This window comes from Nitrincola tibetensis (assembly GCF_003284585.1).
GTDB lineage: Bacteria > Pseudomonadota > Gammaproteobacteria > Pseudomonadales > Balneatricaceae > Nitrincola > Nitrincola tibetensis.
The window spans coordinates 64,706-79,687 of record NZ_QKRX01000015.1 but is presented as its reverse complement, the minus strand read 5'-3'; the positions used below and the strand labels follow the sequence as shown (position 1 = coordinate 79,687).

Here is a 14,982-nt window from a genome sequence, read left to right as displayed (position 1 = left end):
CCGATGGGTCGAAAGGCGTGGCTATTCTGCTGGACTGAACTGGGTGCTGAACATGTGGGTATTATCCAGAGCCTGATCAGTACCTGTAAACTGCATGATATCGATCCTTATACCTATCTGATAGACGTGCTGTTGCGGGTTAATGAGCATCCGGCGAGCCGAGTGTTGGAGTTAACGCCAAGAGTTTGGAAAGAGCAGTTTGCAGATCAGCCGTTGCGGTCGGATCTTTATCGAGAGATGAAGCCCCAGTAAGGTTGATGGTTCCGCTGCATCCCTGCAGCACTCGTCCTATCCTGAAGGAAGACAGAGGCTCTCGCCTTGAGAGTTACGGCCNACGGCCATCCATTGCCCCTCTGTCTGATATAACTTTATCGCCTAGTGACTTGAGTGTATATAGGAAAAAGTCCTAAATATTGAGCTGGCTGGTGATGTTAGGCATTGCTCGTGACTATTATTGTTATGTCAATGACGCCTTAGAATGATCGCTTACTTACGAAAGGCTAACTCCCTTTCCCGCTGTAGTAAAGATGGGGGTAGTTACAGATCATTAACTGCTATCTGATGAACACCGTCCCTTGTCCTAGGACAAGAGACGGTAAAGGTAGGGCTCCAACGAAAAGTCAAGATATTGTATTCCTTGCCAAGGCCTGCGAATTGACGCGGGAGATTGGCGATATCATTGATCCTTCAGTTAGCTGACTTGGTAGCACGTCCAGTGGGCATGAGTGTGCTTAGACTCGATCAACCTAATCGTGCTTTTGACACATTAAAGGCAAAGTTTTTCAGTAAAGACGGTAGAGAAAATACAGGGAAAGGATATGCTGATAATGGGCTTAAATGGCACAACATGGTCAGCGCAACCGCACTGAGTACTTCAATTTAGATGCCATCATCTCGATTGGATATCGAGTATGAGCAGGCCGTAAGTTTGTTGGTTAAGCCGCACCTTGAGCAATCAGCAGCTGGTATCACCGCAAAGTAAGGCGTTGGCCGCTGTGATCAGTGATTATGCCCGTTCATAAGGGCGGCAGTCTTGGAGTTTATGGCCCCAGAAATGAGAGCCGACGCGTACATAGTCAAACTGTGAAGAGGCGTCGGGCATATTATGAGCAACTATAAACTGCTGCCCATAGTAGTCAAGTAATTTTTAAAGGCTTTTGTCGTTTCACTACCCCAAGCTTGCTCTGATATCTGCCATTGTGATGAATAGCTTGTTTTCAGCATCTTGAAAAGCTTGAAACCCATAGCGCTCATAGAAGTGCTTTGCGCCATCTTTCGCGTCTACGATATTAACTGGGAATGCGACACTGTCACTTGCAATTAAAAGTTTACGGAGTGCATCGATCAAATGTTGCCGATATAGGGTATTAATAAGTCCAGTAAGGGTTCAGGTCGTGCTTTGATTTCACGGTGCAGGATGGTTTCACCGGTTTCATCCAAAATGCACACGTACAAAGACCGTGCATTTAAATCTATTCCACAATAGTACGGATGTTGTGTAGTATAAAATCTCATTGTGTCTTCTCCTTTTTGGTTTCGTTGCCTTTCAGCTTAGCCAATCAAGCTAGGCTGAGGGCGAAGGCTCAATGAGCATCAAACGCATGTTGTGGACTGGTTGTCCGCTAAGCTCCAAACCACCCGCAAATGCGGGCATTATACGGTGGTAGTAACAAGTCCAATTTTGACCTAATTCGGACGTCGGTCAAAAGGCAAGACCCCATACTTTCATAAACGAGGCAAAGTGACGGCCAAACTGGTAAATTAGCGGCAAATAACATGCAAGAGATGAATGTGCACATACACAAGCGAATGGGTGATACAGGGGAAGGCGCATGGCGAACGGTAAAATCTTAAGACAATTGATCAGAGCTGGTAGCAGCGGGGATGCTGAGGCCTTCCGTCGCGCCTCGGAAGCCGTTATTAAGGACGAACGACAGAAACAGCATCACTTACTCGCAAATGATCTTGAGCAAATTTTGTACGGCGAGCACTTAAAGCACGTCAAATCCTCAGGACGCACACCAATTCCCATTCCGCCGGTGGATAAAGAACGTAGTTTACCGCTGCTCGATATCAGGCAGGCTCAGCGCCCATTGGAAGAAATGATCCTGCCCGAGCCCAGCCTGTCGGCTATAGAAGAATTACTAGAAGAACACCGTCGAGCCGACGTATTGAGAAGTTTTGGTATGAAACCTTCGGGTAAAGTGCTCTTTCATGGCCCACCAGGCTGCGGAAAAACTTTGGCGGCAGAAGTCATCGCCTTTGAGCTCGATTTACCTCTGGCTATAGTAAGACTGGATGCCCTCGTCTCATCGTTTCTAGGTGAAACCGCAGCTAATTTACGCAAAGTGTTTGATTTTATTACTGAGTACCCTATGGTGGCTCTGTTTGACGAGTTTGATGCGATTGGTAAAGAGCGCTCAGACACTGGCGAACATGGTGAACTGCGTCGCGTAGTAAATGCGGTTCTACAAATGATGGATGCTTATCAGGGTAAAAGCCTGATTTTGGCAGCCACCAACCATGAAGCAATACTGGATAGCGCAATCTGGCGGCGTTTTGATGACACGATTGACTTCCCCTTGCCAGACTCTGCACAACTCCAGCAAATTCTTTCGCTCAAGTTACGCGGAGTCCGCCGTCAGTTTGAATTGGATGAGAGCTCGCTGCTAGCGCTCTTTAAAAATCGCAGTGGTGCCGACATTGAGCGAATTGTACGCCGGGCAGTCAAACGAATGATCCTGCGCAGTCAGGAATTTCTGACAGTTAAGGACTTAAAGCAGGCGGCATCACGAGAAAAGTAACAATAAGGCTGGATCATGGCTGATTTTGAACACCTAAGGATTGAAAGAGCACCCTTTGAAAATGACCGCAGAACGCGAAAATTCAATATTCCCAAACACCCTCGAGGAGACCTTCGTGGGCACGGAAAGCGTTTGGCAGATGCGTTAAATAGTTCATTTCAAAATGCACAACAGCAACTCACATCTCGCCCCGGCAATTTTGTTCTAAAAATTCGCTATACGGGCTTATTGGACATCAATCACCTGCATAAGCATGGCGTAGAATTTGTGAGCCATGAAGACAATCAGCTCTGTGTGGTATTTGCTAACGAAGCGGGGCTCGCGAAGTTTGCTGACCATTTACAAAAGCTGGGAATTGATGATGCAGAGCTGACCTATAAGCAAATCCTGGAAGCAATTGAGGGTATTGATAATTGGACTGCTGAAGACCGCACCAGCTGGGCAATAGCCAAGTTTAGTTTGCCACAGGAAGAATTTTTCATATTAGACGTCGAATTATGGCCAGTAAGCGTCGCACATCACCCGGATCGGTTAATCATATGTGAGGCGTTTGAGCGATGGTTGGTAGAGACCCAAATTCAGAGGATCGATAAAATAAACCTCGATAGTCTGTTGATGTATCGCCTTCGGGTGAATACCACCCAGGCTAGTATGCTTTTAAACCATGGTGATGTACGGCTGGTGGATTTGCCACCCACAAGCGGCGTGCGTTATAGCCAGTTGCATTGCAATATCGACGACCTACCCGAAAACATTCCACGCCCTCCAGCGACTGCTGCACGCATATGCATTCTCGACAGTGGGATCGCCACTAATCATCCATTAATTGCACCAGCTATGGCAGAAAGCGAAGATTTTGTCGGCGGAGATGGTAGTGATTTGAACGGGCACGGAACTGCCGTTGCGGGAATTGCTCTTTACGGCGACCTGGAATCCTGTAAAGCGAGCAATTACTGGCGGCCAGAATTGTTGCTGTTCAATGGTCGAGTTCTAAACGAGCATGCGGAATTTGATGTAAACACTATCGAAAAAACCTTGGTTGATGCCGTCACTTACTTTGTGGACGAGCACCAGTGTCGAATATTCAATTTGTCTCTGGGAAATACCAATTCGCCTTATGATGGCAGGCATATTCGTGGTATTGCCTATGTGCTTGACAAGCTGGCCCGCGATTTTAATGTTCTATTCATTGTTTCTACAGGTAACTTTAATGGGTCTAATGATCCCGCAGTGCCAAGACACAGCTGGAGAGACGAATACCCTGAATATCTTTTAGCCGAGCAGAGTGTGTTAATAGATCCAGCGCCAGCTTTAAATGCAATTACTGTTGGTAGCCTAGCTAGGCATAATGCGACTTTCGATACCCAGAGATACCCTGAGATTGCACACTTAGCGCCAGCAAATAAAAACCAGCCATCTCCTTTTACTCGTCACGGCCCTTCAGTGAAAGGAGCAATAAAACCCGAGTTGGTTGCCACTGGTGGTAACCTTGCATCACCTATGCGAACCGGACAAGAGCACGATGCTGTGATGAGAGGCATGGGTGTTTTAACTTGTAATAGTCGATTCGTGGGCAATACGCTGTTCAGTGAAATGAGTGGAACTAGTTTCGCAGCGCCCTATGTTACTCATTTGGCAGGAAGACTATTGAATAACTACCCCCGTGCATCAGCCAATTTACTCAGAGCTCTTTTGGTCAATCATGCCAACTTGCCTAGTGAAGCTGAGACGATCTTCTCTGAAGAGATGAAGCATACCTACAAAGCGGCTTGCAGCCGCGAAGCCAGTAGAGATATTGCTGGCTACGGCGTTGTGGACGAAAATGAACTGTTTCGTTCATCCGAAAACGTGGTTGTGTTAATAGCGGAAGACGAAATCGAAAACAACGCCCACCACTTTTTTGAACTCCCTTTACCTCCGGAGTTTTTACGAACCCAACGCGCTGCAAGAGAAATCCGTGTAACGCTTACCTATTGCCCAGCAGTGCGTACCACCCGGTTAGACTATGTCGCCACCAAGATACATTTTCGCCTGGTTAAAGATGAATCATTGGAGGCTGTTCAGCGCCACTTCAATCAACACACCCAAGGAGAAACGGACACTCGCAACGACGATGCGACTAGCAATAGGGACATTACCGCAGAATTGAGAAGTAAAGGCACTGTGCAGTCGTCCACGTGGCGAATGAAACAACGTAATCCAAACGAGAAATGGTTTGTTGTTGTAACCCGGCAGGACAGGGATTGGGGTGAAGCATTAAGTATGGAACAAGAAGACTATGCGCTGGTGGTCACCGTGACTGACAGGGAAAATGAGCATGCACAATTGTACACGCAAATCGCACAGCAGATTGAGATTCAAGTTAAGGCTAGAGCAAGAGCCATTTAACTTAAAAGAATAGATCGAGACCTTCCTCAGGGTCTACTCTCAACGCCTTGCAATAAACAGAATTCTGGGAGCAGCTTACTAAATTAAATGTCCGTTATTGGCCGAATTAATACATCGCGAAGATCGTGCTGGTAACGTACCCGCTCTGTTAGCCTAGTTGACCAGTAGGCGATTTTGCCAAATTTTAATCTCTGAGCGGGTGGAATGAGAGCTTGTATGCCTCGTTATTCCAATGAACGTAAGGCGGCTGTGCTGAAGAAGTTATTGCCACCGATCAATCGCTCTGTACCGTCTGTTTCCACAGAGGAAGGCATTTCTGGTGCAGTCTAAAGCACAGAAGGGGGGATAAAATTAGTCCCCTTTTTAGTCCCCTCTGTGAATATATACGAAACAATGTATAGTTGTGCATAAGTGCGCTATATTACTGTTTTTGCGTGTATATGCGTTTTCGTAAATGTGCAAATAAGTGCTTGACTGTGCATAAGACTAAAGATTCCGATCCTGTTGGTCGGGGGTTCGAATCCCTCCGGGCGCGCCATAAGTGTTTGTTTTCTAAAAAATCCTTGTTTTTTCTGGTTAATTTCGGAAGCTGCTAAGCTATCCGGCTGAGCCACGGGCGCGGGTTGAAGAGCTGTTAGACGACGCAAAACCGCAGTTGGTCACAATCTGGTCACAGTGGAGGGTGGATTAGGGCCGGAGGAGAGGTTACCATTGTTAAATTATTCTAAATAGGATGTTTGCAGTCATGGACTGGCTTTCATCATTATTTCTTTCAATTATCGTCTCTGTACTATTTCTCATTCCATTGTTCCTTTTAGTTGGAATGGTGACCTATACCAAACGAATTCTTTCAAAGGATCGAGTATCTCCTTTTGACGAAGACTTGCTAAGGCCTGCAGGATACAGTCTTCAAAAGTCTATTGATGATCTTCAGCTTGATTTGATGTAAGCGTTTATAGCTATACCCATCACGAGTAGCTTTGTTTCATTGATGTTGCTTATAAATGAAAAGCTACTTAATAAAACCTTTGGTTTAGTTGTTTGGCTAATTTGTGGTGTGGCGGTTGCACTGGTTGTCGGCTATCAAATTGTTAGGGCAATTAAAACCGTTAAGAAACTGGCAAGTTATCGTTTATGTCTTGCTTGCGAGATGTCGGTGGGACAAGAGCTAGAGCAGGTTATTCGACCAGCAAATCATCCTTATCGAATATTCCATGATATACAGTTTGAAGGCTTTAACGTTGATCATCTGATTGTCACTCCGGAGGATGAAGGTGATCTAAGCCAACGCGAGCGGACCAAAGGTGAATGGAGTCGATTTGAAAAGCTGGTGGGTGCCAAGCGATAGCCTGCAACAAACACATATCGGAGCTCACTTATCTCTTACTCAATGAGTGCCTGCTGATTTCAGCTTCTGTACTGATTCAGGTTTCAATCACTCTGCCGATAGACTCGATAATTTTTTATAAAAAATTCTGAGTTAATGTCTATACTTTCATAATTAGATTTTTAGAGTTGCATGTGATCATATTCGGAGCAGTAAGATGAATTCCCTAATAGTTATGATATCCATCCCGCTCATATTAGCATATGTGATCTATTTAGCAGGGTCTCTTCCATTCATTTCTTACCTTACTATGCAATTCTATCGATTGATTAAAATCGGCTTGTTGGGATTTTTCTTTATACTAGTTATAGTGAACACAGGTGTGGCTTCCCCGATAACCCGCATTTCTCACACTATCGATGTTCCTGAATTTAACGGTATTACCTATACACGCACGATCTCTCACGAAATATTTCATGAAAAAACCGTCGATACTTTTACTGGCGCAAACAGTATCAAGCAAAGCCGGACTTTTGTCGGTCTGGGTGATGGTCACGTCGCTACTTGGCTGGAGCACGTATATCGTGATGGGGATGACTGGGTGAAGCAAGAGGGCTGGTATTTCTCTAACGGTACCTTCAAGCCAGATCCCAATTTCACTAATCGCTACACAGTTGCGAAGGTTCAGAATATTGGTTATGGGCTTTTACTGAGTTGGGCCAATGGTCGCTATTTTAAACGTAATTACATCCCTCGACAGCATGTGCAGGACGTTGGCATCGATCAATCTTTGACTTCCTTTGCTCAAGCCCACCCCGGATTTCATCCAGCATTTAGAGTTTCCAAAAATCTGATGAATGATGCTGCGCTGGACTCGCAGGAGGGTGAATTGGTCACAGTGATTGAGAGCTATGATTTCTTAGGACCCAATCCCGAGTTTCTTTTACTGGGTGCGGTCGGCAGATACGCAATCCGAGGCATTATCTTCCTTGACAAAAACTACGACGGATATCAAGACTTGGATGAGGGGGGCTTTAACGGTATTTCACTGCGCCTAAAAAAAGGAAACACCATTGTGACCCAAACCACCACGGCTAGAGATGGTAGCTACATTTTTATGTTTGATGAGCCTGGTAATTATGTTGTGGAGATGGATCAACCGATCAATACCCGGACGTCTTACACGCAGCCAACCAATCAAATCGATCCAGAGCGACACGCCTTTTCATCTAGTCAGGCACACAACAATCCCAGCAAGACCGAAGCTTGGGATGTCATTGCCGTTACACCCATCATCACTATCAACGACGACAATATGACCGAGCGGGTACTGGGCGGGCTTTCTTCTCTGCCCATTTTGACCTGGAACCCTGGTGTCGTTCACGTAGTCAATCCTCTGCCAGGTCAAGAGGAAATTATCCCCTTTACTTTGAGCATGGATCAGGTCTGGAATCCATTCCTGACGTTGAACTTTGACTATTATCCCAGCTCTGATCGCCTAAGGGTCAATGATGATTTTACTTTCCCCCAAAGCACATTGATCGGAGGTTCTGAATACAGCACACAACGTTTTCTCGGCATGACTGTGAAACACAATCCTCACCTGCGGGGAAGTGAGTCGGTGCTAGTGGATTTCGATCGTGTCATTTTTGGGACCGAATTGCATACCGCAAGTCAGTGGTTTGTGGTTGTCTTCCATGAGCGTGAGCCTGATCCGCCCATCCTAGGTCCTGCTATGACTGAGCTTTATGTAGGTAATATTGCCAGTGATGAGGGCAGTCCAGCTGTTCTTTTCCGTGAAGCAGACGGTAACTACCGGTTTGCTGGATTCTTTCGTGCTGCTGGCAGCAATGGAGAAGCGTTTTTTGCCGATGTTGCTTTGGATTCAAACACATTTACCATGGAAACTCCTGTGGGGCTTGCCAGTGGAGTTCTCTATACTGATTTCGCTGAAGGGGTATTTGAGCAGTCCGGCGCTTCTTTATCCCTTGTAAAATCAGCTTCTGAGGGGCTTTTTTCTGAGGCCGCAGGGCTTTATTTACAGGAAGGGGTCGCGGGTCAGGACTGGGATATATATGGTGTGCTAACCCCTGAAGGATATTTTTTCTTTTACTCAGAGTTTGAAGGAGAGGGTATTGGAGGAGGTGGGCTGCAGCTAAATATCAGTGGGGATTTTTCTATTACACCGACTTTCGGAACTCAAGTGCGCGGTACAGTAGCTAATGAGGCACCTTTTCAAATTGCTGCAATTTATGAGGAGCCCGGTTTTTCAGCTCCAATCCTTCTGAAGCGAATAACCAAACTGGATATAAGCAATACCGAACCGCCACCTTCGCCTTCGCCAAGGAGAAAGAAAAAGTCAGCATTGCCTATTTGGTTGTTTGTTGATTAGTCTTTATGCAAATTGATATTCATGGCATGAGCCAACAGCTTGCTTTACCGATAGTGCGTTTTTAAGCAATCGCCGCAGATGCATAAAAGATATTCAAGTTTTGTTATCTGAGTATAATTGTTTTAAGTCAATCTATCGTTATGGCTTCTAGCAATTTTGCTTTATTTGGGAGTCTGTTTAACTTGGTATCCATTAGCGGCTGACCTAAGACGATTTTTTACCACTTATACCCGTGTAGTGTGAACGGATTAGGGCAATATCGGCATCTGCATTGCCTGTCGTGGTAAAGGTACCGAGGAAACCACCACGCTTGCGCTTAAAATCCAGAAATCCCATCAGAATCGGTACGCCAGCACCATGGGCAATATGATAGAAACCGGTCTTCCAGTTATCGACCTTACTGCGTGTTCCTTCTGGAGGAACAAGCAGAAACATCTGCTCGCTGGCGTTCATCTCGTCGATAGAAGCCTGCACCATATTATTGGCTTTCGAACGATCGACCGGCAATCCTCCCATCCACATCATCAGATGTCGGAAGGGTGGTTTGAATATGCTGTCTTTGCCCATCCAGTAAATCGGTGCTTTTATCACGAACGCAACCATCAAGGTAAAAGGTAAGTCCCAGTTGCTGGTGTGCGGTGCGGCAATCATTACGCACTTTTTCAGATCAGCGGGAATCTCGCCTTCAACTTTCCAGCCAGTAAGACGCAGTGTAATAACAGAAATGGCACGTAAAAGGTGCCGAACAACAGGCGTGTCGAACATTGTACGGTGCATAATAATCCTATTGGCAATGATTCTTAGGAGGTTAACACCCTTCCTTGGCAGCAGCTTCGCATCATACGCATCTTAGTGAATAGGATAAAGCAGTCGGTTCACCATGATTCTTTTGACAGAGGCTAGAGTGACCGGAAATGGTCGGTGTCACCAATATCAACGAGTCCCACTAGAGCTTTTCCTCTTTTATGGTGTTGTCTTTGTTTTGCCTGCTGATTCGCCATGACTTGTAAGTAATTATTGAAAGTATGAATGCTACAATGTGAAACAATGACAGTGGGTCAGTAGGTTGCTGACCAAATAGAAATACCCCCCCCCCCCCCCCCCCCCCCCCCCCCCCCCCCCCCCCCCCCCCCCCCCCGCATCAAACTGCGTCCTGAACCATTATTTTAGGAAAAACTCCTATATACACTCCAAGGCGAATCACAGAAAATAGCATCAAGACAGAGCGCAAAGGATTGCGGTAAGCTCACAGGACGTGAGCCTCTGTCCTTTCATGGAAGGTTAAGGCTGCAAGGACGCAGCTGCACGGATGCATTTCTTATCTCTGTACACCTCTCAAGTAGCGATTACTCATTATTTTCTGCCCTTGCAAATCCTTCACAGTACTGAACTGAGTTTTGCACTTTCCATTGCTTGTTATTGCTAAAGCATTTTCTTATGCCATGCTAGGCGACTAAATGATCTGAAGTGATATAATCACACAAAGCTTCAAGGTATTTGACGGCGACTTGTGAGCTCGGCAAGCTGTTTATTGCAGACGTTAAACGTCTTAACAAAAAACATAATAAGGAACAGTAAATGACACACTTGGGTACTTTATACATCCTTTCAGCTCCATCTGGTGCAGGTAAGACAAGCTTGGTTCGTGCTTTATTGGCTGAAGATCAGCAAGTCCGAGTGTCTGTCTCTCATACAACGCGTGCCATGCGTGTTGGCGAAGTAGAGGGGCAAGATTATAACTTTGTCTCACATGATGAATTTAATGCCATGATCGAGGCTGGGCAGTTTCTTGAGTTTGCTGATGTCTTTGGAAATAAATACGGGACGTCTCAGGCATGGGTTATTGAGCAGCTTAAGCAGGGGGTCGATGTCATTCTTGAGATTGACTGGCAAGGGGCAGCGCAGGTTCGTCACTTAATGCCAGAGGCCGTATGTATCTTCATTTTGCCGCCGAGCCGAGACACTCTGCTGCAACGTTTGAATGCGAGAGGGCAGGACTCAGCCGAGGTGATAGCGGGGCGTATGGCCGAAGCGGTTAGTGAAATGAGTCATTACCCCGAATTTGACTACTTAATCGTGAATGATGACTTTGCGACAGCCTTGCGTGATCTACAAAGTGTTTTCGTTGCTCAGCGCTTGAGGCAGTCGTCTCAGCAAGTCAGATATGCATCCCTATTGACAGAACTCTTGTCTTAGTGGGTATCATTGCCTATACTAACAAGTTCGATAAAACTGTTTAACTTTTCTGAGGTTGTTATGGCCCGAGTTACTGTAGAAGATTGTCTTGATAACCTAGAAAACCGTTTTGAGTTGGTGATGGTGGCTTCAAAGCGCGCTCGTCAGTTGGCAACAGGCGGTAAAGACCCCAAGGTTGATTGGGAAAATGACAAGCCGACAGTTGTGGCGCTTCGTGAAATTAGCGCAGGTCTGATTGATAGAAGTATTTTAGATAATCTAAACGACCACTAAGATACATTTCCCTCTTTTACTCATCTTATTTATGCGGCATCATCATCCATTCAGACAAATGCTTCGTACTTTTTTTGTCTGTTAATGGGAGCGTGAATGCCGAATATCGATGACTTATCTCAGCGCCTGACGGATTATCTGGACACAGATCAGATCAAACAGGTCAGGCGCGCCTATTTCTATGCCGAACAAGCGCATGACGGACAGCGTCGCAAGAGTGGGGAGCCTTACGTTACTCATCCGCTAGCGGTTGCGTCGATTTTGGCTGGTATGCATATGGATCATCAAAGCTTGATGTCCGCAATGTTACATGATGTCATCGAAGATACCGAGATCTCCTATGAAGGGATATCTGAGCAGTTCGGTGGTGCTGTAGCTGATATCGTTGATGGTGTGTCTAAGCTCACGCATTTGGAAGTTGAAACACGAGCAGAAGCTCAGGCCGAAAACTTCCAAAAAATGGTCTTGGCAATGGCAGAAGATATTCGTGTGATTATCGTTAAGCTTGCTGATCGCTTGCACAACATGCGAACCCTAGGTGCGATGCCGCCTGTTAAGCAAAGACGAATTGCTCGTGAAACCTTAGATATTTATTCTCCCGTTGCCGCACGTCTAGGGATGCGAGATGTGCAAGTTGAATTAGAAGACCTCGCCTTCCAAGCTTATCATCCTATGCGCTCGCGCCATATTCGTCGTGCAGTGGTCAAGGCGAGAGGACAGCGAAAGGACATTATCTCTCAGGTAGAAAAAGCGATTCAAACGCGCCTCCAGCTAGAGGGGCTCAAAGGGACTGTCTCTGGTCGTGAAAAACATTTGTATAGCATCTATCGCAAGATGAAGACCCAGCGTAAAACCTTTGTGGACATCATGGATGTGTTTGCCTTTAGGGTTGTTACCGAAACAGTCGATGAATGCTATCGGATACTTGGGGCCGTCCATAATCTTTACAAACCTGTGCCTGGTCGCTTTAAAGACTATATTGCCATTCCCAAGGCAAATGGCTACCAGTCCTTGCATACTGATCTCTTCGGCGCGCGAGACATTACCATTGAAGTACAGATTCGAACCCGTGAGATGGATGCAGTTGCCAGTCAAGGCATTGCAGAGCACAGCCACTACAAAATGTATGGTGATTCGGCGAGTGCTGTTGGCTCGTACAACCGTGCTCGAAAATGGGTTCAAGGCCTGCTGGAAATGCAACAAAGAGCCGGTGACTCAATGGAGTTTATCGACCACGTCAAAAAGGATTTATTTCCAGATGAAGTCTACGTGTTTACACCTAAAGGGCGCATATTAGAATTGCCCAGAGGTGCAACTCCAGTGGATTTTGCCTATGCGGTGCATACAGATATCGGTAATTCCTGTGTATCCTGTCGTATCAATCGCCGTTTAGCGCCCTTATCCCAGACCCTTGAGAGTGGACAAACGGTTGAGATTGTTACCACGCCTCGTGCTCAGCCAAATATGGCTTGGCTTAATTTTGTGGTGACCGGGAAAGCGCGTGCCAGTATTCGTCATTTCTTAAAAAATCAACAGCGTCATGAATCCGTTGAGCTAGGACGCCGATTGCTGAATCAATTTTTAAGTAATTATGGCTTGAATGTTGACAAAATAGACCCGCAAAAGCTAGATGAATTACTGCGGGAAGCTCAGCTCAATTCGCTGCAAGATTTGTTTGAAGAAATCGGGATGGGCCATCGTATGGCCTATGTGGTAGCACGTCGTTTACGACCCGACCTTCAATCTGAGGAAAGTACAGACGCCCCACCTGATCCCAAGTCGCGACCTATCGCGATCAAAGGTGCCGAAGGTATGGTGTTGCAATATGCTAAATGTTGTCAGCCTATACCTGGCGATAATATTGTCGGTCATATTAGTACCGGTAAGGGGCTGGTCGTACATAGGGCCGACTGTGGTAATATCGGTGCGCTTCGTGATGATCCCGAAAAATGCATTTACTTAGAATGGTCGCAAACAGCAAATGAAGAATATGCTGTTACGCTAGTGCTCGAAGTTGAATCGCAACGAGGCATCATTGCTAATTTGGCGTCAGCAGTTTCAGCGGCGGATGCTAATATTTTAAAAATAGACAGTGGTGAAAAAGAGGGGCAGATGTGCAGCGTTCAGTTGGTTCTAGCTGTGACGAATCGAGTGCATTTGGCAAGGATTATACGCAATCTGCGTCGTTTACGTTCTGTATTCCGAATTACACGGCCTTAGCTAGGTGATCGGTATAGACTCTTCGATGAGTGAGTGTGTAGAAACAAACATTGATGTGGGGTATTAAATTGTCTGTTGGTGTGTCTTTATTACCAAAAATTGAGCAGCAGGTTTTACGTTTAGCCCTGCTACACGATAAGCAGGGTAAAGTGTTAGTGATTTTGCCTGCATGTGCATTGCTCAATTTAGCATCGGTCTGGCGAATTACTGGACGGCTGCTGCAGCCTGTCAGTGGAAGTGATTCAATTCGTTTTTTCAGTCAAGGAAATTTACTCACTGAACGAGCACAAAAGAAACTGCTTTCCCTCAGTCTTATGGTTGATATCAGAGCCTATGATTTACCCGAGGCAGAGTTTTGGGAGCCTTACACGGGGCTTCGCTTCAGGCCGAAATCCTCTTGGTATGCCAAGCCTGAGTTTCAGGGTGACTTGAGTGTTTCAAGCGAGTCTATTATGGCTCAAGTACCGGCTGTGAGCGATGTCGAAGCGATTTCTCTCGCATTAGAACGCTTTTCGGCCTTGCGCGTTAAGCAGCGTTTAGATGAAACACTCGCATTGCCCAGCTTTGGCCCGACAGCTCAGCAGCTCGTTAATTTGCGCAGTGACCCGAGTGCCAGTGTACAGGCATTGATTGATATAGTGCGACTCGATGCCTCGTTATCTGCTCAGGTCATGAGTTGGGCAACGTCAGCCTATTATGCCGCTCCCGGAAAAGTGGACTCGCTTGAAGATGCAGTGATTCGTGTATTGGGCTTTGATTTGGTTGTTAACCTAGCCTTGGGTGTCGCCATGGGCAAAGTGCTGCGTATTCCCGATACGGGAGTGCGAGGCGCAACCCCCTTTTGGTTAGAATCCATTTCTGTCGCAGCCTTTGCCGAACAGCTTTCTTTACGAATGCCTGTTCGTCAGCGCCCTAAAGCTGGCTTGGTGTATTTATCAGGCCTGTTGCATAATTTTGGCTATCTTTTGCTGGCTCATTTGTTTCCTGCGCAATTCTCAACTTTGGCACGTTACGTTGAGGCAAACCCTCACTTATCGATACATTTAATTGAGAAACAGCTTCTAAAGTTGACGCGAGAGCAGCTTGCGGCTTGGTTATTTGAAAGCTGGAAGCTTCCTCCTGAGGTTTGCCATGCGATACGTTTTCAGAATGAAGACGATTCAAATACCTATACGCAGCTACTGCAAGTCTCTATCCAGTTGCTCAGACAGCAGCGCCTGTGTGATGGACCCATCGTTGAAGAAATCGATGAGAAAATTCTGTCACAATTAGGCCTCACACTTGCCGTTACACAAGAGGCAATGGCTGAGTTTCAAGATCATTACATACATCTTGAAGCACTCTCTAAGCAGTTTATAATCGATCAAGATTGATGCTAACGC

General features: G+C 46.1%; 10 protein-coding genes and 1 pseudogene. 9 read left to right on the top strand and 2 right to left on the bottom strand.

Going from position 1 to position 14,982, the window contains the following annotated elements; genetic code table 11:
• Positions 1–252 (top strand): transposase domain-containing protein (locus DN062_RS16060; protein ID WP_133256772.1); only part of this gene is annotated, 252 nt, incomplete at its 5' end.
• 1,095 nt (positions 253–1,347) lie between these two features.
• Here DN062_RS16060 and DN062_RS18565 read toward each other — a convergent pair.
• Positions 1,348–1,515: pseudogene (locus DN062_RS18565) on the bottom strand (IS110 family transposase); the annotation flags it as partial.
• 317 nt (positions 1,516–1,832) lie between these two features.
• Here DN062_RS18565 and DN062_RS16045 point away from each other — a divergent pair.
• The 4 genes from DN062_RS16045 to DN062_RS16025 all read left to right on the top strand — a co-directional run bounded on the left by DN062_RS16045 (position 1,833) and on the right by DN062_RS16025 (position 8,911).
• A complete protein-coding gene (locus DN062_RS16045) occupies positions 1,833–2,804 on the top strand; it encodes an AAA family ATPase (protein ID WP_112160312.1) in 972 nt (323 codons plus the stop codon).
• 15 nt (positions 2,805–2,819) lie between these two features.
• On the top strand, positions 2,820–5,192 hold the full coding sequence (locus DN062_RS16040; RefSeq protein WP_112160311.1) for a S8 family peptidase: 2,373 nt from the start codon (positions 2,820–2,822) through the stop codon (positions 5,190–5,192).
• A gap of 991 nt (positions 5,193–6,183) precedes the next feature.
• Positions 6,184–6,540, top strand: coding sequence for an NERD domain-containing protein (locus DN062_RS16030; RefSeq protein WP_112160309.1), 357 nt, complete (start codon positions 6,184–6,186; stop codon positions 6,538–6,540).
• Positions 6,541–6,736: 196 nt separating this feature from the next.
• The gene (locus tag DN062_RS16025) at positions 6,737–8,911 is read left to right on the top strand and encodes an SdrD B-like domain-containing protein (protein ID WP_112160308.1); all 2,175 of its coding nucleotides are present in this window, start codon (positions 6,737–6,739) and stop codon (positions 8,909–8,911) included.
• Between the two features lie 204 nt (positions 8,912–9,115).
• Here DN062_RS16025 and DN062_RS16020 read toward each other — a convergent pair whose 3' ends face one another.
• Positions 9,116–9,688: a lysophospholipid acyltransferase family protein gene (locus tag DN062_RS16020; protein ID WP_112160307.1), complete on the bottom strand. Its 573-nt coding sequence runs from the start codon at positions 9,686–9,688 to the stop codon at positions 9,116–9,118.
• Positions 9,689–10,489: 801 nt separating this feature from the next.
• On the opposite strand from DN062_RS16020, the gene gmk reads away from it, so the two are divergent.
• The 4 genes from gmk to DN062_RS16000 all read left to right on the top strand — a co-directional run bounded on the left by gmk (position 10,490) and on the right by DN062_RS16000 (position 14,973).
• Positions 10,490–11,107, top strand: a complete 618-nt coding sequence (gene gmk / locus DN062_RS16015) for a guanylate kinase (RefSeq protein ID WP_112160306.1) — start codon at positions 10,490–10,492, stop codon at positions 11,105–11,107.
• A gap of 60 nt (positions 11,108–11,167) precedes the next feature.
• Positions 11,168–11,380, top strand: a complete 213-nt coding sequence (gene rpoZ / locus DN062_RS16010; RefSeq protein ID WP_036511822.1) for a DNA-directed RNA polymerase subunit omega — start codon at positions 11,168–11,170, stop codon at positions 11,378–11,380.
• A gap of 96 nt (positions 11,381–11,476) precedes the next feature.
• Positions 11,477–13,600, top strand: a complete 2,124-nt coding sequence (gene spoT / locus DN062_RS16005; protein WP_112160305.1) for a bifunctional GTP diphosphokinase/guanosine-3',5'-bis pyrophosphate 3'-pyrophosphohydrolase — start codon at positions 11,477–11,479, stop codon at positions 13,598–13,600.
• Between the two features lie 53 nt (positions 13,601–13,653).
• On the top strand, positions 13,654–14,973 hold the full coding sequence (locus DN062_RS16000) for an HDOD domain-containing protein (protein WP_112160304.1): 1,320 nt from the start codon (positions 13,654–13,656) through the stop codon (positions 14,971–14,973).
• The last annotated feature ends 9 nt before the right edge of the window (positions 14,974–14,982 follow it).